This window comes from Massilia sp. Root133 (genome assembly GCF_001426525.1).
GTDB lineage: Bacteria > Pseudomonadota > Gammaproteobacteria > Burkholderiales > Burkholderiaceae_D > Telluria > Telluria orientalis.
Window position 1 is genome coordinate 1 of record NZ_LMEW01000034.1, and the last position, 22,458, is coordinate 22,458.

Annotated in this window: 8 protein-coding genes and 1 pseudogene; all 9 read left to right on the top strand. The window is 64.8% G+C overall.

Annotated elements, in window-relative coordinates:
• The coding region (locus ASD28_RS24625) for an OmpL47-type beta-barrel domain-containing protein (protein ID WP_200951835.1) at positions 1-3,892 on the top strand (3,892 nt) is incomplete at its 5' end.
• A gap of 512 nt (positions 3,893-4,404) precedes the next feature.
• A pseudogene (locus ASD28_RS33395) lies at positions 4,405-4,864 on the top strand (NF038129 family PEP-CTERM protein); the annotation flags it as partial.
• A 175-nt stretch (positions 4,865-5,039) separates the two neighbouring features.
• The gene (locus ASD28_RS24635; protein WP_056134870.1) at positions 5,040-7,718 is read left to right on the top strand and encodes a type VI secretion system Vgr family protein; all 2,679 of its coding nucleotides are present in this window, start codon (positions 5,040-5,042) and stop codon (positions 7,716-7,718) included.
• The gene (locus tag ASD28_RS24640; RefSeq protein WP_082577365.1) at positions 7,715-8,542 is read left to right on the top strand and encodes a DUF4123 domain-containing protein; all 828 of its coding nucleotides are present in this window, start codon (positions 7,715-7,717) and stop codon (positions 8,540-8,542) included. Before ASD28_RS24635 ends, ASD28_RS24640 begins: the two co-directional genes overlap by 4 nt.
• Before the next feature lie 68 nt (positions 8,543-8,610).
• A complete protein-coding gene (locus tag ASD28_RS31385) occupies positions 8,611-9,243 on the top strand; it encodes a DUF3304 domain-containing protein (protein WP_162252962.1) in 633 nt (210 codons plus the stop codon).
• Positions 9,240-10,919 (top strand): DUF2235 domain-containing protein, encoded by a 1,680-nt coding sequence (locus ASD28_RS31390; RefSeq protein WP_082577367.1) that lies wholly within the window; start codon positions 9,240-9,242, stop codon positions 10,917-10,919. Before ASD28_RS31385 ends, ASD28_RS31390 begins: the two co-directional genes overlap by 4 nt.
• 20 nt (positions 10,920-10,939) lie before the next feature.
• The gene (locus tag ASD28_RS24650) at positions 10,940-11,197 is read left to right on the top strand and encodes a PAAR domain-containing protein (protein ID WP_056134879.1); all 258 of its coding nucleotides are present in this window, start codon (positions 10,940-10,942) and stop codon (positions 11,195-11,197) included.
• Between the two features lie 350 nt (positions 11,198-11,547).
• Positions 11,548-18,642 carry a hypothetical protein gene (locus ASD28_RS24655; protein ID WP_056134882.1) on the top strand — a complete coding sequence of 2,365 codons (7,095 nt, stop codon included), beginning with the start codon at positions 11,548-11,550 and terminating at the stop codon, positions 18,640-18,642.
• Entirely contained in the window at positions 18,639-22,448 is a 3,810-nt protein-coding gene (locus ASD28_RS24660; protein WP_056134883.1) for a hypothetical protein, read from the top strand. The genes ASD28_RS24655 and ASD28_RS24660 overlap by 4 nt, the downstream gene beginning before the upstream one ends.
• The last annotated feature ends 10 nt before the right edge of the window (positions 22,449-22,458 follow it).

A 22,458-nucleotide genomic window follows, 5' to 3' on the forward strand; every position in this document is an offset into this window, starting at 1 on the left:
TGACGCCACCGGCGAAGAGATTCCGCCGCAGATCCAGCACGTCGAGATGGGCCGCGACCAGGCGCACGGCGCCGGCGACCTCACCAACTCGGAAATCCTCGCGCGCCTGATGCTGGCGCAGGGTACCAAGGTCGATCCGGTGGCGGGCACGCCGTCGACGGCATCCAACGCCGTGGGCCCGTACGAGTTCATGGATGACCGCCTGCTGGCTGTCCATGAGTTGTGGAGCACATTCATGGTCGGCTACGACATCCCATGGGTGCCCGTCGCCATGAGCGTCAATCCGGACGGCAGCATCCGCGCGATGTACAACGGCGTGTCGTGGGCGTATCGCGGCCGGCTCTCGCAGAACACGTGGGAAGCCTTCTACTACTACAAGTACGTGCGCGGCCTCGACGTGGAACACCTCCTTCCGAACTACACGACGATCTTCGCCAAGCGCAAGGCCTACAACTGGGACGGCACCGACGGCGGTGGCGATTTCTGGCTGGCGATCCCGAAGGCCGCCGAAGCGGAAGGCAGCAAATACCTGGGCATTCCGATCGTCGATCCGTACCGTGAAGTGGAAGACCGGTTCACGGCGTACGACAGCAATACGGTGGCGCAGACCGAAGGCTCGACCGGCTTCGTGCGCACCACCGCCACGCCGCAAGGCACGCGGTACGCCGTGTACACGTACGGATGGCCCACCACCTCGATCGGATTGCGCATCCGGACCAACGGCCAGGCGACACTGGACCTCAACGGCACGTCGATCACGTTGCCGAACACGCGGGGCCAGTGGCGCTACGTCGTGGTGCCGTTCAACATGCCCGATTTCCTGACGCTCACCGTCACCGGCAACGGCACCACGGTCGACGTCGACCACATCAATATCCAGTCCAGCACCCTGCTGAGCCCGCCGGCCTTCAAGTCCGGCAATGGCGACACGACCGCGTACTCCTACGCCGGCGCCACCGTCCCGGTGACGCTCGACCTGTCCGCCACGGACCCGGCCGCGGGCGACGTCGTGACCTACAACATCGACAACCTGCCGCAGGGCGCGTCGTTCGACACCAGCACCGGCGCTTTCTCGTGGACGCCGACGCAGGCCGGCACGTACACGCTCATCGTCGAGGCCTCGGACGGCACCACGGTCACCACCAAGCGGGTGATCGTCGTCGTGGGTGCCGACCGCCAGGCGGTGGTGACCGCCGTGACGGCGGTGGTCAAGCCGGACACGCTGTACGTCACGTCGACGAAGAACAACTACCAGGCCGCCTACGCGGACCTGCAGAACACGATCGGGTCGGGCACCGACGCCGACTACTTCCAGAAGCTGGCGACGTTGCGCACCGCGGTCTCGGGACTGCAGGAACTGACCCCGCTGCTACCGGACGGCAGCATCAACTACCCGAACCTGTTCTTCAGGACGAACCTGGTGACGAACTTCGGCACCTTTGCCGCCAACGGGATCGACGATATTGACGGCACCAACATCCCGTTCGGCTCGGCCATCGAGAACAATCGCACGCAGACAATCGACTTCGGCCCCGGCTTCAAGGTGGCGGCGACCGCGTTCCAGTTCAAGCCGCCCGGCAGCTTCCCGGAACGGATCGGCGGCACGACCGTCTTCGCATCCAACGACCTCGAGCACTGGGCGCAGATCACGCCCGACAAGACGCGCATGGTCGAGGAGATGCAGACGCTGAACGTGGCGGACGAGTTCCGCACCCAGCGCTATCGCTTCTTCAAGATCTCCATGGTCGATCTGCTCTGGTCGTACAACATCCTCGAGATGACCGAATTCCGGATCTTCGGCACCCGCTATGAAACGGTCAACAAGCTGACCGGTGTTTCGCTGGGCTCCGACCAGGCGCTGAGGAACCGGGTCGTGCCCGGCAATACGATCAAGATGTCGTTCCAGTCGACCGAGCCGATCAACAACGTGAGCGCCATGATCCAGGGCGAGCCGGCCACCGTCACCACCACGGATAACCTGAACTGGACGGCGACTGCGGTCGTCAAGGCCACGACGGCGCCGGGACCGGTGAAGTTCCTGCTCAACTACAAGACCGCCGACGGCACCGCCGCCGAACCCGTCCTGTTCACTACCGATTCGTCGACCCTGTTCATCGCCGACCAGAAGGATTACATCGGCAACCTGGTCGACATCTCGACCGTGACGGATTCCAACGGCCGCAACGCGACCGATGTGGTCACGAACGTCAACCGTCTGTTCGACAACAACCTGACGACGGGTACCGACTACCGCCTCAACGGCAGCGGCAACAATGGCTGGGTCGAGTTCGATTTCCGGGGCGGTGGCACCGTGGCACTGTCGCGGGTCGATGTCATCGGCCTGCAGGACCGGTACTCGGGCCGCATCGCCGGCACCCTGGTACAAGGTTCCAACGACAATACGACGTGGACGACGATCTCGACTGCCGCGGCGAACACGATGGATTGGCAGACGCTGAAGATCACCGACACGACGCCATACCGCTATGTTCGCATGACCAACGCCGGCGCCTGGTTCGGCAACATGACCGAATTGCGCCTGTACGGTGCGACGACGTCGACCAACCGGATCGCCACGGCGTCGATCAGCTCGGCGCAGGCGCTGCGTAACCGTATCGTGCCCGGCAATACCGTGAAACTGAACTTCACGGCCAAGGAAGCGATCAGCAACGTTGCGGTGACAATCGACGGCCTCCCCGCCGCGCTCACCACGACGGACAACCTCACCTACACCGCCACCGCCACCCTGCCCCAGGGCACGCAGCCGGGACAGGTGAAGTTCGCCATCAACTACGTCACGCAGGACGGCAAGCCGGGCTACCAGGTCACCGAGACGACGGACAGCACTGCGCTGAACCTGGTCGACGAGAGCGACCTCATCCAGAACGTTCCGACCATCGCAACGCTGATCGATTCGACCACGAACCGCAACGCTGCCACGACGCTGACGATCGTGAAGACCCTGTTCGACGCGAACCTGGGCACCGGTTCGGACTTCCGTAACGGCTCGGGCGGCTCCGGCACGGGTGCCTGGGTGGTCTTCGACTTCAAGGAAGGCAACCAGGTCAGGCTGGCCAGCACCGAAGTCATCGGCAGCCAGGACCAGTACTACACGCGCGTCAACGGCCTCGTGTTCCAGGGCTCGAACGACAACACCGCGTGGACCACGCTGACCCCGGCGGCGAAGTCGACGGCGGACTGGCAGACACTGCCGGTCACGAGCCTGGTGCCTTACCGCTACATCCGTGTGTACAACCCGAACGCGTGGTTCGGCACCATCAAGGAAATTCGCCTGCACGGCTCGCTGCACGGCGCGGACGTGATCGCTCCGGTGACCACGGCCACCGCGCCGCAAGGCACGGTGACCACGGACGCGACGGTCACCTTCGCGGCCACGGACAACCAGGGCGGCTCGGGCGTCTCGGCGACGTATTACACCGTCGACGGCGGCGCGCAGCAGAAGGGCAACACCGTCACGCTGAATACCAGCGGCACGCACACGGTGAGCTATTGGAGCACGGACTGGGCGGGCAACACCGAACAGGCACACGCGGTGACGGTGTCGATCGATAAATCGGCGGACGTGACCTCCTTCGCATCGATCGCGCGCTCGGGCCTGACGGTGAACCGCTTCACCAACAAGTACACGGGTACGGTGACGATCACGAACACGGGTAGCCAGACGCTGACGGGTCCGCTGCATCTGCGCCTGCAGGCACTGACGGCCGGCGTCACGCTGGACACCCAGACCGGCGTCAAGGAYGGCGTGCCGTACATGGCGCTGCCCGTCACCAGCCTGGCCGCGGGCCAGAGCGTCACCCTGACGACCACCTTCTCCAACCCGAACAAAGCCAGCATCGCGTACACGCCGGCCCTCTTCAGCATCCAGTAAAGGACCTGACCATGATTCGCTTCAAGCACTTCCTATCCTGGCTGACGCTCGCGGCCGCGCTGACCGGTACCTGCGGCCAGGCAGCCGCCACCCCGCTCTACCACGTCGACATCGACACGGCGTCGCTGGGTTCGGGTCCGGCTTTCCTGGAGCTGTATTTCCTGGGNGCATCGCGTACACGCCGGCCCTCTTCAGCATCCAGTAAAGGACCTGACCATGATTCGCTTCAAGCACTTCCTATCCTGGCTGACGCTCGCGGCCGCGCTGACCGGGACCTGCGGCCAGGCAGCCGCCACCCCGCTCTACCACGTCGACATCGACACGGCGTCGCTGGGTTCGGGTCCGGCTTTCCTGGAGCTGTATTTCCTGGGCCTGGACGGCGCGCCGGCGGCGACCGCCATCGTGAGCAGCCTGACGGGCGCGCTCGACGGCGCGGCGGACCTGACGGGCACGGTCACGGCACCGCGCCCGGAACCTTCGTGTTCGGCAATGCCGGCGGCGGCGGTGACCTNGTATTTCCTGGGCCTGGACGGCGCGCCGGCGGCGACCGCCATCGTGAGCAGCCTGACGGGCGCGCTCGACGGCGCGGCGGACCTGACGGGCACGGTCACGGGCACCGCGCCCGGAACCTTCGTGTTCGGCAATGCCGGCGGCGGCGGTGACCTGGTCCAGGGCATCCAGCTGGGCGGCAAGTTCGGCTTCGACGTCAGCTTCASCATGCTGCCGGGCGACATCGGCACGACGTTCGGCTGGGCGCTGTTCGACACGACCCACTACCTGGGCGCCGACGGCGACCTGGGYAAYCTGTTCCTGCAGCCGTTTGCACCCGCCGGTCAACAGATCCTCGTGGCGGCGCCCTCGACCCGCGTCAGCAGCTTGACGAAGATTCCGGAACCGTCGACAGCGGCGCTGATGCTGGTTGCCGTGCTGGCGATGGGCGCGTGGCGTCGGCAAGGAGTGCGCAGGTTCTGATCGGTCCTGAGGACCTGAACGCAGCCCGGAAGCCAATGTGCGGCTTCCGGGTTTTTTCTTATGCATGGCTAAGCTATTCGCAACCTAACCACAGGCTTTGCCAATACTCAATTTCGTCGCTGCATTAAGTGCCAGAATGCTCGCTGGTTCCGATAGGTAACTATGGGAGGATGCGATGCAAGACGATAACGAACTGGGCAACTTCATTCGCGAGAAAAAGTGGCTGAATTCGAGTCATCGTCCCATCCGGCTGAAGCTCTTCCATCGCCAAGCCTATACCGACGATATTCTGCTTCCACAGGTTGTCACAGGATCGGAGTCCGTATGCGGCGGATTTGAATACCAGGTCAATTGCGTTGCTACCTCTGTCACTCTTCCATTGAAAGAGTTCATCGGCTTACCGGCCACACTTGAATTTGTTAATGACCGTAGAGAATTGCGCAAGGTCAGCGGGCTAATCTCGCAAGCCTGTGCAGGCGATTCGGATGGTGCGATCGCGAGCTACCAACTCGTCGTCAGCGACGCGATGGCATTCATGGACCAGCGCGTCAACACACGTGTCTTCCGGAGAATGAGCTGGCCGCAGATTGCAACGGTCGTGCTAAAGGAATGGACACAACTCAACAGTGCGCTGATCGGCAACTTCGACTTTGAGTTTGCCCCCGGCTTTCGGCTCGACAGGTATTCGGAACGCGAACAGACGATACAGTTCAACGAATCGGATGCTGCATTCGTACGCCGGTTGTTGGCACGTTCCGGCATCGCCTGGTGCTTTCGCCCCGGTCGCAATCGGGCCTGGCGAGAACAAAACCGGGCAACCGAACTCACATCGGCGCATACCCTTGTGCTTTTCGATGACCAGAGTGACCTGACGCGAAACGCGGCTGGCGTCATCCGCTATCACCGCGACGCCGCGACCGAGGAGCGGGACGCCGTGACGCGTTGGCGCGCGGTACGCAAGTTCCAAGCGGGCAGCTCGAGCATTTTCAGTTGGGATTATAAGCAGCCGGGGAACGTGCCAAGGATGTTCGCTGAGGCTCCCACCAAGGCTGACCAAGGGGGCTCGGGAAACGAGTTGGCAAACAGAGTGCAGGAATTCATCGTCGAATCGCCGCATGTCGGCGCGAACGATCGAGATCTGCACCGCCTCGGCTTGCTACGCATGCAGCGTAAAGAGCTCGATGCGAAACACTTCGCTGGAGAAGGAAGCGTACGGGATTTCTGCGCAGGCGAATACTTCACGATAAAAGACCACCCGGAGATCGACCGTCATCCGGAGACCGAGCGCGATTTCGTCATCACCTCGCTCGAAGTCAGGGCTCGAAATAACCTGCCAAAAAGCCTGGAGGACCGAATACACCGGCTGTTCGTGTGCAATGGCTGGCACGGTGGCTCCGGTTCCCTTATCGCCAGAACCGAAGATGGGGCAGCCACCCCTTTTCAGATGCGCTTCGAAGCCGTGAGGCGCTCCGTCCCAATCGTTCCATCATTCGATCCGCGTACTGACCTGCGTGACCCTGGGTTACAGGTTGCCATCGTGGTCGGAGACGAAAACGACGTCGTGCATTGCGATGAATACGGCCGTGTGAAGATCCGGTTTCCAGCTGCATACCCGAGGGATGGTCAACACGACCTCGGTACCAACCCATCGGATGCTGGTGCCGTTTCTGCTTGGGTAAGGGTGGCAACAACTTGGGCTGGCAGTAGCGATTCCCAATGCGGCACCCTGACTCTGCCCAGAGTCGGAACCGAAGTTCTGGTGGCTTTTCTCGGCGGTGATTCCGATAAACCCATTATCATCAGCCAGCTCTTCAATGGACAGGCCCTGCCGCCCCCGCTGAGTGCGCGCGCCAACTTGCCTGTGACGCGCTTTCTTTCCGGTATGCGTAGCCAGGAAGTCCACGGGGTACGCGCGAACCAGCTGCGCTTTGACGACACGCCACGCGAAATCAGCGCTCAACTCGCAAGCGACGATGGCACTTCGCAGCTGAATCTTGGCTGGCTGACTCATCCAAGGGATAACCGTCGCGAGCCCCGTGGCGAAGGCGCCGAACTACGGAGTGACAAGGCCGTCGCGATTCGCGGAGGCAAAGGGGTGCTGATCACCTCCGAGAGCAGCGATCGTGCCGATGGCAATCAGCTGGATAGGGCAAAGCTCATCGGCCTCGCTGACGGGCTACGCGATATCGCCGATCAGCTCGCGAAACTCGCAGAAAACCATGCAAAGGATCCTGCCAATGGCCCACAGCTGACACAGCTCGTTGACAAGCTTAGAAATTTGGACAGCGGGTCCAATATCGCGGATGCAGGCAGCGGTTCAGGCGGTGCCCCTATCGTCGCGATCAGCGGGCCGGCGGGCATCATCATGGCGAGCAACGAGAATCTTGCTCTCGGTGCCGAAAAAAATATCGACCTCATCACGGCCGCTGACATGCATTTCGCTACGGGAGGAAGAACTTCCACACACGCGGCCCATGGAGTCAGCATTTTTGCGAACGACGGCGGCATGAAACATATCGCTGCGCGTGGAGATATGCGAACCGAAGCGCAGGACGGGAGCATCGAACTGCTTGCAAAGAAAGTGATGGACCTGATCAGCACGACGGACTGGATCAACATCAAAGCGCGGAAAGGGGTCTGTCTTTATGGCGGCGGCAGTGAACTGCGGATCAGCGCCGACGGCATCATCGGCAAAACGACAGGCAACAGTTACATGTACGCCGCCGATCATCAGACATTTGCCAAGCAGGCGACACAAGTGCAGTTCCCTGACGAACTGCCGCACCATGACATCTGCATCCCTTGCCTGCTCATGGCGGCGCGCGCGCACAGTCCGCTGGTGGAGGCGAAATGAATAGTGGACACCAAAACGTATCCTCGTACCTCTTGATCGACAACGGATTGTTGGAGGAAGTGTCGGCAAGCTACACCGAAGTTGATTCAAGAAATCGTCCGTTATGGCTTGAGCCGATTTATCCCGATTATGCCTTGGCAGTCAGCCCACTCCTCGTTGACCTCGACGCCGCGTATGAAGCCGGAGACATCGACCTGGTCATGAGCTACGTGAACGCGCGCGCACCCGCGCTGCACGTGTCGATCATCGAAACTGAACTGAACCTTGAACAGATCGCCCAACATCTGCGCAAATTCATTTTTATCGTCGCTCCTGACGACAAGCAGTTCACGCTCAGGTATGCCGACGGCACGGTTCTCGCCACGCTGGCGGCCGTACTGACCACGGCACAATGGGCAACCATGAAGGGTCCGATCTCGCGCTGGGGAGTCCATGACCGATCGGGAACGCTTACTTCACTACCACCCGCCGAGCCGGTGGCATACGCATCGACGCCGTTTTGCCTGAACCACGATCAACTTGCCGCACTCGACGAGGCCAGTGAGCCCGACCACTGCATCGCCAAAGTAAAAATGATGCGTCATGTTACGCCCTTGCCCGGAAACACGGCGGAGCAGCATACATGGGCTCTCGCAGCACGCGAGGTATGGCGCGCCGCAGGAAATTCTAATGCATCAATTTTGCTTTTTCTGACTGAATCCACCCTTATCAGTCGCGGCACGGTCCTGCGTAGAAATGAGATCCAAAATTTTCTCGCCATGGATGAGGCCAATGCATTTCGGGAAAATTTACAGGATCTCGTCAAGAAAATGGCGGAATGTTGACACTACACCTGGGCAGATTCAAAACCGCGGGGAAATATGGCACGGCAACTTATTTTCAAGGAATAATCATGAAGATTCCGATCCCAAATTTCATACGTTGGTATCCAGTTACATCCATATTATTGAGCGGAATATTGATCGCTTTTTGTACATTCACATACAACTATCTCAACATTAACTACTTCAACGTGGAGACCCATATTCCAGTTACGGTATCTGGCGTCCATCACATGGGAAGTGAATACCTGATCAGTCATTTTTCGGTTAATAAGGAAATCGGTGACAACATCTCCCGAAGTGGATCTAGTGGCATCGTGTGCTGCTTGATGATTCCGAAAAAATGGTCGCCGGGTCTTACAGCCGATGTCCGATGGGAGGTACTTCACGTCATCTTACAGCCTGATGGCATACAGGTAGCAAGAGAAGAACTCGTCGCTATATACCGTGCTCAGGTGCCAGTAGAGGCATATTCCGAAGGCGACCGCTTTTGGGTGCATTTCTTTCCTGAAGGCCGCGTGCGAATTGTTGTGAACTCGTTCGCCCCCGAGGCAGAGCAGCATCCGATTCGTTGGGGAGATCCCGATGCAAGCAAAAAGGCCACAGTAGGCGCAGTAGTCGATACTTTCTACACCGCCGAAGAAATGGCCGATTTAGAGCGTAGAATCGAACGCGACAAAAAAAAATATGGAGACTGGAGATGAAGCGAGCTGACGTAATTGTAGCACCAACAAAAGATGCTCCCATTTCCGAAATGAAACGTGTGATATCGGAAAAAGGATACGATTTCAAGAAATGCGAAACCGCGGCGAACATTGGAATATTTTTTGACGGAACAAACAACAATATGGATCGAGATAAACCAAAGCTTTCACATACCAACATTGCGCGACTATTCAACGCATACTGTCGCGATGCGACCACTGGCACTTTTTCGCAATATATACCAGGAGTCGGGACGAGATTCCCCGAAATTGGAGAGGATAACGAAAGCAAATTCAACGCTGGATGCGCATTTGGTTGTGAAGGGCGAGTTGTTTTCGGCTTGCTGTCGGTTTTTAACGCTTTGCACTACCGTTGCTTTAAAGAAAATATGTTTAGCGAGAAGACAGTTCTTGCACTATGCCGTAACAGTTTATCTGTGAATGACGGCGAAGACCGAGAGAAACTCGGCAAACTCGGCATACAAAATGGGCTGTTACAAACAAAGATTGGCAGCAACAATATTCGCCGAGAATTCCTAACGCGGCAAGCAGGGCTCCTTGAAGCAAAACTTAGAGAAGGCAAGCCCAAAGTGGTCGAATGTTTCGTTGACGTATTTGGATTTTCCAGAGGCGCGGCGGAAGCGCGTGTATTTTGTAACTGGCTGGATGAGATACTAGTTGGTGGGCGTCTTGCCGGAGTGCCCTTGCGTTTCAGGTTTTTAGGAATTTTTGACACGGTTGCATCCGCAGGATTCTGGTCTGGCTTGTCATCGTTGGTGACAAACTCGACCGGTGGCCATGGCGCATGGGCAAGTGCCGAATCACTGCGTGTACTCCCCGCTGTGAAAAATTGTGTGCATATGATCGCAATGCATGAACTCCGGCGAAATTTCCCACTAGACGAGATCGGCGTCGATGGAAAATTGGCACCTGGATGGGTCCAGCACGCGTACCCAGGTGCCCATAGCGATGTTGGAGGTGGTTATCGGCCGGGCGAACTCGGCATCGCGGTAGAAAGCGACACATTAAAGTTGTCCCAGGTGCCGTTGAATCACATGTTGGACTGCGCTATCGCGGCCGGTGTCCCTTTGGAAAGACCCAAACCGGATTCTAAAAACTACAACACCTTCGCGATTCACACCGACTTGGCCAAAGCCTTTGAGGATTTCGTTAAGCAAGCCACACTAGCGCCCCGTCCGATATATGAATGGCTCCAACCATATCTCAACTGGCGGTGGCAAATACGCAACAATTTTCACCTGACGAATCAGGTCAAGCGAGCAAGTCCGGCCGAACGAGAAATTTTGATGAAGTTCAACAAGAGCCTCGTCGATGACGCAGCTGCAATGACGCGATCCGCATCAATGAGCGTGAGCGAGCGAACATTTGCGATCTTCAAAGATGTACTTAGTACGGGCGCAAGAAAAGATCTTGCGACAACGTCCGCATTGGAGCCCGAAGCCCGCCAGGTGTTCGCGCAGGCCCAGCACGCAAAGCCGACACCATCCTCGTTCGCCGCATTGTTCGACGGCTTCGTACACGATTCGCTGGCTGGATTTAACCATCCGGCATGCGAAATGACTGGCTACTGGCGTTACCGCCGAATCTTCCTGGGTAGCGACGACCACACCGTGGCCGCCAATCAGGACACCGACACGGCACGCAATATCGCGTAACGGATTCAAACGAGGGCAACATGAAAGACGAGAAAGGACGAGGTGTCATCCGCCTCGGCGACAAGACCACGCACGGCGGAGAGGTGATTTCGGCGGCGCAGGATTTCACCGTGCTCGGCAAGCGGGTCGCTCTCGAAGGGGACTTTACATATTGCCCTCAATGTAAGGGTAAGTTTTCCATCCACCCTGGCGCCGACTCGCGCAGGCACGACGACAGACGGGTCGCATACGACCAGGACCTCACAGCCTGCGGCGCAAAGCTGATCTCGTCCTTATGACTCGGCTACGAACCTAGGAATAAGCTGCAATAAATGTTAATTGCTGATCAACCTCTCTTACCAAAAGACCAAGCCACGACCATTCCGTCTACTCCGTTATCCCAAGTGAATAAGCAACAAACATATTTACGAATATTTTGCAACCGACCGCTTGTGATTTAACAAAATTGCGTTTAAATTATCCCCAGTCGACTCCGCCTCAATAACAAGAACACATTCTTCCCGGCCCACTTTCGCGCGGCCGGGGCCAGTGCGCCGTAACTCCAAAACAACCGCCGCCGTTTCGAATCTCATCGTGCGAGAGGCCGCGTGCCGCCCGTACGGGTCATCGACGTCTGAAGGAGACCGCAATGCCTGCTTTCCCTCTTTCGCTGCTCGACCTCGTCTCGCCCTACCAACTGCTCGGCACGACGCTGGGCGACTGGCAGGCGGCGCTGGGTGCCATCTATGTCGACCACTACGAGGCAACCGGCGCGGCCGAAGGCACGACGATCCGCGGGGTGGCCAGGTTCGCCGTGTCCGCGCGCCCCGTGCTCGACCTGCCGAACGCGCGCCTGACCGTCACCGCCACCGCCGGCGGCCTGCATCCGCAGGACGATCCGACCCGGCGCGATCCGTGGATCGACATCCAGGATACGCAGATCGCCTTCGAACTGTTCGTCCCGCGCACGGGCTCCCCGATCATCGCGGCCGCGTCGGGCGTGCCGGCCACCACGACGGACGTGTTCAACGTGCTCGACACGCTGCCGATCGACATGCCCGTGTCCGACTACCCCGGCGCCCAGTTCTCGCTCGACATGCTGCTCACGACGGTCGTGCTGCGCCCGCCGATGCTGAAGGGCGCGAAGCTGCGCGAGTCGGATGGTCTGCTGGAACGCGACCCGGCCAACACGGTCGTGTCATTCACTCTACCCAAGCTGCGCATGCAGCTGGCGCAGGATGCGGCCGGGGTCCTCGCCTTCAACCTCCTGAGCCTGGGCGCGTCCAGCCTGGACGACGGCAGCGACCTCGGTACGGCCGAACTGATCACGATGACGCCGCCATACGCGTTCATCGGCGATTCGAACGTGGTGGGCTTCGGGTTCCGCAGCGCCGTACTGGACCTGTCGAACGGCTACACGCCGCCGGAGGTGCTGGCGCAGTTCGGCTACGACGAGAACTGGACCGGCCTGTACCTCCCCATCGTGCGCCTGTTCGTGGCGCCGCACGGGATGAACGACATCGCCGTGTCGGCCGGCGCCAGCAATCTGCTGATCGGGCTCGGGAACACGCCCGGCATCACGGGCGACTTCGACGTCGCCGTCATCAACCAGGGCGCGCCGATCGGCGTGTCGGCGCGCTTCTACGGCCCCGGCAACCAGCCGATCGGCATCACGCGCACGGGAGATACCGCCACCGCCATGCTGCCGCAACGTACGCGCATGGTGGTCGACGCGTCCGGCCAGCGCCCGCCGTACACCTTCACCGCCGCGCTGGACGGCAGCCCGCTCGCACCCAGCGCGCCATCGATGCCGAACGTGTTCGACGTCGACCTGGGCGGCGACGGCGCGGGGAGCATCGTCGTCGGTGCGGCCAGCGGGGGCGGCACGCCGGCCCAGCTGACCATCGCGGCCGGCCCGAAGACCGGCGGCACCAAGCCGGGCACGCCCATCGTCGCGGAGGCGCAGTTCGACACCGACAGCATCACGCGCGACGGCACGCCGGTCGGCGCGCCGCCGTTCCGCCTCAAGGCGCGCAACAATTCGAGCATCACGATCACCCTCGATCCGCCGAACCCCGCCACCACGTGGAAGGTGCGCAAGCCGCCCGCGGCGCCGGCGCAGGACTATCCCGCCGGCGAGGAGTGCACCATCGAACTGGCCGAGAACGAGTCGGCCGACGTGGAGGCGACCACGCCGGCCGTGGGCGCGGGGCCCGAGACGGTGAGCGCGTATTTCCGCTTCGACCGCCCGACCAACAACCAGCTGCCCGAGCACGACCCGACCACCGGCATCGACTACGTGGCGGGCCTGCCCGGCACCGTGGGCCCCACGCCCACCGCAGATGTCACCAGGCCCGCCAATTCCAGCACCGGCCCGGCCGCGACGGACGCGCCGGAAAGCCCGTTCACGGGCAGCCCCGTGGGCAGCAGCTACGCCGCGCGCCTGGACCGCGTTCCGGCCGGCTCCACCATCGAGATCACGGGCTGGGCCAGCAACGAGGACGACCCGAACGACGTCGACTACAACTTCCTGCTGTCGCGCCGGCGCGCGGAGGCCTTCGCGCACATCATCCGCGCTGCGGCGCCGGGCAAGAACTTCCACTTCACCCTCCTCGGCCGCGGCCCGGTGGGCAGTTCCGACCTCGACACGCGCCGCACGAACTGGCGCGCCGACGCCAAGCTGCCGGCCGCGCCGCTGTCCGGCACCGTCACGAAAGGCACGGTGTCGCGCGGCGCAACCAAGGTCCCGCAGATCCCCGTGACCACGCCCGACCCGGCCCCGACGCAACCGACGCCGCCCAGCTGGTTCCGCGCGCTGGGCGCCAAGGTGCGCATCGTGCGCGACGAGTTCGTGGCGGTCGAGGTCTTTGGCGAGTTCGACATCAACACGCCGTCCGAACAGTTCATCCAGCAGAACGGCGGCGATCCGGGCATGGAGCCCGTCCTGCGCGGCATGGGCAGCAATCCGATGGACGGCGTGATCAAGGCGCGCATCGTCTTCCAGATCGATAACGCGACCGGCGACTGGAGCGCACTCGCGTACCTGGGCGCGGACCCGGCCGACAAGGACGGCCTCGTGATGACGGGCCAGCTGCCCGGCCAGCCGCTGCTCGCGGAAGGCAATTTCGGCCGCAACCTGCTCGGCATGACGGCCCTGTTCGCGCCGCTGCTCGACGCCGCCGCCCCCGCCAACCCGGCGTCCGGCGACATGGTGCCGGCGGTGCTCGCGATCGGCGGCGTGGCGCTGGCGACGGGCCTCGCGCAGGCCGGCTATTTCAACGTGGAGCGCGTCGTGCTGTGGGGCGGCGAGATCGCCGTGCGCAAGCGCGCCAACGGCACCGAGGTGGCGATCCTGGGCGACATCGAGACCGCCGTGTCGGCGAACGTGGAGATCGGCGGCATCACCTTGCTGACCATCCCGCGCAAGTCGCCGCTGTCCGTGCGCTACAAGGCGATCGGCATGCGCTTCGGGAACACGCCGGGCGAGCGCGATTTCCAGTTCCGCCCCGTGTTCGATTCGTCGCGCGGCTATTCGATCGACCTGACCAGCGGCGGCGGCATCACAGTGCCCGATCCGCTCGGCCAGTTCATCAAGATCCTCGGCGCGCGCGTGGCGCGTACCAATCCGCTGTCGTTCGAGTTCGACCTCGGTCTGAATGCGGACCTGGGCGTCGTCACGTTCGACCGGGCGCGCGTGCGCCTGAAATTCGCCGAGGAAGGCGGCGTGGCCGGCGTGGAGCTGACCGCGTTCGGCGCCGGCGTGAACATCCCCGGCGTCCTGGTCGGCAAGGGCAGCTTCGAGCTCGGCGAGGAAGTCGGCGGCGCCATCGACCTGCAGCTGGTGCCGATCGATACCCGCGTGCGCGCCGTGCTCAAGGTGACGCATGTGGAAGGCCGCACGGGCGTGTTCGTCGCGCTGGAGCTGGAGTTGCCGGTCGCGATCCCGCTGGGCGGCTCGGGCCTCGGCATCTACGGCTTCCTCGGCATGTTCGCGATGCATTACGCGCGCGACGAGGACGGCCTGACCGGGCCCACGATCGCCCTCGACTGGCTGAAGAACCGGGCCGACGGCAACCCGACCAATCCCGATGCGTGGAAGGGCAATCCGGACCACTGGGCGTTCGGCGTGGGCGCGACGATCGGCACGATGGGCAGCAGCGTCGTGTTCAACCTGAAGGGCGTGTTCATGCTCGAACTGCCCGGTCCGCGCATCCTGCTGATGATGAAGGCGCGCCTGCTGCAGCCGATGCCCGCACTGAAGGACAAGAATGCCGAAGGCAACCTGCTGGCCGTGATCGACCTGGACGCCGGCCGCGGCACGCTCACGATCGGCATCGTGGCCGACTACACGATCGACCCGCTCATCAAGATCCGCGTGCCGATCGAAGCCTTCTTCAACCTCAAGAAGGGCGAGGACTGGCATCTGTACCTGGGCCAGCGCAGCGACCCGGTGCAATGCACGATCCTGTCGGTGATCGACGCGTCCGGCTACCTGATGTTGTCCGGGAACGGCCTGCCCGCCTATCCCGACGCCGGCCTGCCGCAAGTCTACGGCTTCGCCATCGGCACCGGCCTGCGCGCCGCCTTCACCTGGGGCAGCGTGCCGGCGCGGCTGTACCTGCGCATCGGCGCCGGCTTCGACGCGGTGCTCGGCTTCGACCCGTTCCGCCTTGCGGGCCGGCTGTACGTGCGCGGCGAACTGGTGCTGTTCATCCTCAGCATCAGCGCCTACGCGGAACTGGACGTGGACGTCGGCGAGAACGTGCTGCCGGACGGCCGGCGCGAACGCATCTCCAAGATCGACGGCGAGATCTGCGGCGAAGTGGACCTGTTCTTCTTCACCATCAAAGGCTGCGTCGACTTCCACCTGGGCGCCACGAACGTGCCCAAGCTGCCCGCGCCGCCGCTCGTGCGCGACCTGAAGCTCGTCTCGCGTTCGCCCGCGCTGGTGCTGGGCACGGGCACGGACCGCCCCGTCGACGGCGCCATCGGCACGGCGACCGAAGGCAGCGTGACGGACAAGACGCCGGTGGTGCCGATCGACGCGATCCCCGTGCTGATGCTGTCGGTGCCGCCGGTCGACTATGGTCTCACCGTGTTCGGCAGCGCGCCGCTGAACCACCCCGGCGCGGCGGAGAACGGCTGGCAGCAACAAGGCAAGAACTGGGTGCGCTACGCGATCACGAAGGTCGAGCTGGCGGGCCCCGTCGGCGACGGCGACAAGCCATCGGTCTGGTGGACGCTCAAGAACCCGATCGATCCGGCCAGCGCCCAACTCGAAGTGCAGCTCGCGCTGCTGGCCTGGACGCCGAACGCCACGCCGAAAGCCTTTACGCGCAGCGAGTACCAGGAAGAGACGATCCGCGAGCGCTGGGGCACCGTCTGCCACAAGGCCGCCCCGGCCACCTCCGTGCTGTGGACCTTCCGCTACGAGCAGCTGGGCCCCTCGAAGGACGGCTGGATCGTCGACGGCGAAGCGTGGCCCGACCCGCCGGACACGGTACGGTCGCGCGCACCCGTCACGACGCTCGAAGTGACGGAGTGCTGGCGCTGCGGCATCGACCTCGTCGACCGCAAGCGCGGCATCGATCCTGCCTTCGTGACCGGCACGCCGGCGCCCTGCCCGCGCGACACGAAGCCGACGCCGCAACCGGTGCCGGGCACGGTCGATCCGACCACGGGCGCGCCACGCCGGGCCGTTCGCGCACAGGTCGCGCAGGTCGCCGGTATCAAGCGCATCGATGCGCTGCCCGCGACGCGCCTGACGTGGTCCGCGACGGCCGCCAGGCTGCAGGCCGGGCAGCCGCTGTCGCGCGCCGAACTCGCGACGTCCGCCGTGCACCTGGCCGCCGCGGCCACGTCGCCGACCGAGCCGCAACGCTGCGAAGCGAAGGTGCTGGCCAGCCCGCTGAACGACGACGGCCGCGTGATCGCACTCGGCAACCCGGCCGACGAAAAGACCGTGAAGCAGGCGTGGAAGGCGCTCGGCTTCCGCCCGCCGGAACTCTTCAACGGCATCGTCCTGCACAGCGGAGAGATCGCGGCCGGACGGCTGCTGCTGTTCGTGCTGTCCACCCTCGTGCGCAAGGAAAACGTGCTGGTGCGCCAGCGCGCCAAGGACGGCACGCTGCTCGCCGAGCAGGCCGTCACGCTGGCCGACGTGGTGCCGACCAAGCCCGTGCCGGCCGAGTGGATGAGCAGCGCCGGCCCATGGCGCGACGACGTGCAGCTCGCGGCCGGCTACCTGGCTGCGCTGGGCGGCACCACGTCCACGCAGGGCAACAAGGCCTATCTGCCGGTGGTCGTCGAGGTCAAGGGCGCGGACAAGGTCCATACGATCGAGATCGGCCAGAGCATGCGCGACCCGATCCGGCCGGAAGAACAGCGCCTGCTGATGCGCCCCTATTATCTGGCCGTGGCGGAATTCATGCATGCCGAGGAGATCGCGCGCCACGACTGGGACGAGACGACCACCACGCGCAATCACGGTGCAGTGGAAGCGGCGCTGTCGGACGACGCCTGCGGCCACGCGCTGCTGGCGCCGGACACGGCCTATCAGGTCAAGGTCGAGTGGACCGTGCAGACCAGCGACCAGGACACCCGTCCGACGGCGGCCGAAACGGACGACATCGACGCGACGACGGAAAGCCGCGTGTATCACTTCCGCACCGACGACGACGCACCGAAGAAGCTCGATCCGTGGGTGTTGACGACATTGCCGGAAGAAGGCGAGAGCCACGTGTTCGGGCAGGAGCCGCTGTCGTTCGTGTTCGCGACCAACGACGTGAGCCAGCTGTACGCGGCCTACGGCAAGAAGCTGCAGGTGCGGATCAAGGCGGCCTCGTTCCGCCGGCCAGTCTCGACGCCGGCCGTGCCGCATCCGTTCCCGATCAACGCGGATACGCTCCACGACGTGAAGGGCGGCGTGCTGTCGCCGTGGGAAGAAAGCGTGCGCGAAGTGCTACTGGAAGATGGCGGGAAGCCCTGCGTCGACTTCGAGGCCGAAGTGGTCCGCCACAGCAAGGTCACGGTGCCGATCCCGCTCGATCCGTACACGGACTACGTGGTCGACATCGAAGCGGTTGACGCCGGCGCGCCCGAAAACACGGTCGGCGACCGGGTGCTGCGCCGCTCGTTCTCGACGTCCGCGTACGGCACCCTGGGCGAATTCGCCAACACCTTCCTCGGCACGCGCCCCGAGCACCGCTACGTCGAGCCGGGCCGCATCGCGACGCTGTCGTCCACCTTCGCGAGCCACGCGCCGCAGGGCAGCGAGCTCGATGAGGCGATGATCACGGCCGGCCTGGGGCCGATGGGCACGCCGGCCGCGCCGCGCGTCGTCGCACTGTGGGAGCAGCCCGACCCCGCCCTGCCGCCGCAGCCGGTGGCCGTGATCGTCGACTCGCCCGAACCGCTGCACCGCACGCGCCTCGTGCCGACCAAGGTGACCGATTTGGTGCCCAGCGCGCCCGAACGCTACGAGATGCTGCCCGTGACGTGGTTGCAGCTGGCCCAGATGCCGGGCGCGCCGGACGTGATCCAGCGCGTGATCCCGGCACCGGGCGGCCAGCGCGCCATCGTCATCCTCAAGCCGGGCAGCCGCGGGGCCGACGGCCTGGCGCTGGGCCTCAAGCGCGAACGCTTCGCCGACAAACCTTATCTGTTCGATGCCGCGTGGCCGGCCGACCCGGTCAAGATCACCTACGTCTCGTTGCTGAGCGCACCCTGGGAGGAACAAGCATGAGCCGCGTCGTCGACCCCTATCGCTTCTACGCCCGCGCCGCGCTGACGAACTGGGCGCACATCAACCGGGCCCGCGATCCGCAAGACCAGCGCTGGGCGGAGGAATGGCGCCGGCGCGGCATCGAGGGCTATGCGATGGCCCAGCTGCGCTGGTCGATCAACCCGCAGCTCGCGCCCGAGCTGCCGGACGAGGATTACGGCATGCCGGACGGGCCGTTCACGGTGTGGGCGCGGCTGCCGTCCGAGAAGGAGATGCGCGACATCCCCTTCCACACGTACCAGAACCAGGACGGCGCCACCATCGTGTGGTGGATGGGCGACCCGCTCGTGTACGTCACGCTCGACGTCGACGTCACCGCCGCCAATGCGAACCTGGCCGCGCTGAACGGCCCGGTGGCGATCGACGCGCTGGAAATCATCGAGACCGTGGGCACCGGCCAGCGCCAGGTCCTGCTGTGGGGCACGTCCATCGTCGCGGTGGCGATCGCGTCGCCCGGCCCCGTCGGCGTGCTTTCGGTGCGCGGCATCACGGCGCACGACTACGCCAATTCCGACGCGTGGCGGCCATTGGAAATCGTCGGCCTGCCGGTCGAGCCGTCCGCGTGGTCGGACGTGGGAAGGCACGCCGACAAGCAGGGCATGGTCGGCGCACTGACGGCGCCGGACGGTGCGGCGCGCGACCGCCTGCGCCGCGGCGCCGCGCCCTTCGGCTGGCCCGGCACGCTCGGGCCGAATCCGGCGCCCGCATGGGCCCTGCCCGACTTCGACGGCCTGGTCAAGGAAGTGCGCCAGGACCTGCTGCCGCGCCTGCACCCCGTCCTCAAGATGCCGCCGGTGCTGCAGGCGCGCCAGCGCGACCTCGTCAACATTCCCGGGCCGAGCGGCGCGGGCGGCACGCTGGGCGATCCGTCCACGGCGAGCCTGCCCCCGCTGGGCCTGACCTTCATCGCGGCCGGCAGCGACCCGCTGCTCGCGCTGGCGCTGGGCTTCGGCACCGCCTACCCGGCTGCGCAAGTCACGTCCGGCGGCTCGGTGACGCCGGGCGCCGTCGCCATCCCGAGCCGCATGATGGATTTCATGGTGACGGCCACGTGGGACAAAGGCATGGACGGCACGTCCGGACCGCTGGAGATGGCCGCGCTGGCGATCGGCGCGCCGCCGCCCGTGCGCCCGCCGGCGCCGAACGCCCTGCAGGCGCAGGCGCAATCGCACAGCCGCCCGCACGCGGCCGACCAGCCGTGGAGCGCGGCCGCGCGCGTGTCGTGGGACCGCCTGCCGCGCTTCAAGCTGCTGACCACGTCCAGCTTCGCGTTCGCGCGCGCCAACCCGGTCACGCCCGCCGTCGCCGCCGACGCCATCATGCGCCCGCGCCCCAGCGGCGGCCTCGCCCCGATCACGCTCGCCAGCAACGCCAAAGACAAGGAAACGACCCGCCACTCGGCCGTGGATTCCTCACTGGTGCTGCCGCTGACGGCGGCCGGGCTGGCGCTGCGCTACGGCATCGCGCTGCAGGACATCTGGGGCCAGTGGTCCGTGTGGGGCACGGTCGACCATGCGGACCAGCAGCCGGCGCTGGACCGCCCGCGCGTGCTGCGCTGCGCCCTGGATGCCGCGGTGCCCGCGTCGGGCCGCGTGTGCGCCGGCACACTGACGGTGGAACTGGCGTGGGATTGGGAAGTCCGCAGGCCGCTGCGGATCGAACTGCGCAGCCGCCTGTTCGGCGCCCCCCAGCGCTCCCACACGCCGCCGCCCGACACGACCCTGCCGGCCGGGCTGCAGACATCGCTCGCCGTGCCGCCTGCCGCCCCGCTCGTGCTGCCGTTCAGCGGCGACCAGGTCTCGCCGCTGCCGCCGAACGTCACGGTCGACTACTTCGACATCGACGGCAATCTCGTCGCGCCCGGCCCCGTCGGCGCGGACGACGTACGCCGCTACCGCATCACCGTCTCCGGCCTCCAGCTCGACTACAACGCCAACGGTCACATCGGCGTGGCCGTGTGGACGCGCGTGCGCGAACGCGCCCAGCCCCTGCGCGACAGCGCCTGGCTCGCGCCGCTCGTCTCCGGCTCCGCGATGGAACCGGGGCCGAACATCGCCTACGCGTCCGACCCGATCCCGCCCGCGCCCGAGCCGCCGGAAATCGTCAAGCGCGCCAGCCTCGCGGACGCGCGCGGCGAGCACCACGCGCGCGTATCGTGGGCGCCTGCCGCCGGCGCGACCGGTTACTTCATCTACACGGCGACCGAGAGCGCGATCCTCGCGAAGGTCGGCGATCCGGATCGCCCGGCGCCCGATCCGACCCAGACGTACACGGAGCGGCTGGCGTTCCTGCGCGACTGCCTCGCCGCGTCCACCGACAACTTCCGCGCCTTGTTCACCCGCGTGAACACGAAGGCGCAGCCGGAGACGTCGGCCGACCTCGTGCTGCCGCGCGGGACGAAGGAGATCCATCTGTTCACGATGGTCGCGGTCAACGCGGGCAACGTCGAATCGAACTGGCCCGCGCCGGCCGACAACGAACAGCGCGTCGTCGCCATCGCGGCGGCGGACATCGCGACGCCGGCCCCGCCGCGGCTGGAGATCCGCCGCCTCGACCAGCCGGCCGCGACGCCGAAGTTCGCGGTGCACGTCGACCTCGCGAGCCAGCCCGGCGCCCGCGTCGCGCGCTACCAGCTGTTCCGCACGCGCGTCGAAGCGGCCGCGATGGCATTGGACACGATGGGCCCGCCCGTCGCCGCGATCGAAGCGACGGGCGGCGGCTGGACCGTGCACGGCCTCGACGGCGACGCCGCGGCGCTGGCCGACGCCACCGGCACCGACCAGCCGGACGGCTCGTGGAAAAAAGTGTGGTACCGCGCCGTCGCGTGGGCGCATCCGGACCCCGACCGCGCCCTGCTGCCGGGCCGCTCGCCGCCATCGAACGCGATGTCGGTGGTGATCCCGCCCGATGGGCCGCCGAATCTGTCGCCGCTGACGGCCGAGTGGCCCGGCGGCCCGGTGCAGGACGTGCTGGTGCATTTCACAAGCACCGCGCCCGTCGCGAAGACGGCGCTGGGGCCGCACAAGCTGGCGGTCGATGCGCAGGTGCTGAGCGGCCCGTCGAAATCCGCCCCGGACCCGCTGCTGCTGGAAGCGTTCGAGCTGCAGGCCGTCCCCGCCGCGCCGCCGGCGCCGCCGCTGAGCGGCACCTGGCGCACCAGCGCCACGCAGTACGCGCTGCGGCTCAGGCGCGGCTCCGTCGACGACCGCGTGGCCGTCGTGGTGCGCATGACGGATCCGCTCGGGCGCACCACGGAACGCGTGCTCACCGTGGCGTCGGGCCCCGTCGATCCCGCGCCGGACGTGCTGGACCTGGAGATGCACGTCGTGAAGCCGAACGTGGTCAACGCCACGTGGCGCTCCAGCGCGCCGATCCCGCCGCGCGCGGGCGGCAAGTACACGATCAAGGTTACCGTCGCCGCGCCGAAAAAACCGATCCTGACGCCGGCGCCGGTGCCGCATCCGATCGTGCAGCCGCATGGCGTGGCGGCCCTCCTCGCCAAGAAGGCGGTGGCGCTGGAGACTCTCGACGTCGTGCGCGGCCCGATCATCAAGCTGCCCGGCCAGGTCACGGTGATCGAGATGGCGCTCGCGGATGTGCCGGTCGTCGGCAAGGCGCCGCTGCCCGGCCAGCCGTGGCAACTGGTCCGCCTGAACAGCGCGCACGGCGTGACCAGCTACGGCCTGACGTACAACGGCGCGGCGGCGAGCGTCACGGTACGCATCACGGCGCCGGACGGACGCTTTGCCGAACAGGTCGCAAAATAGACAGGACGGG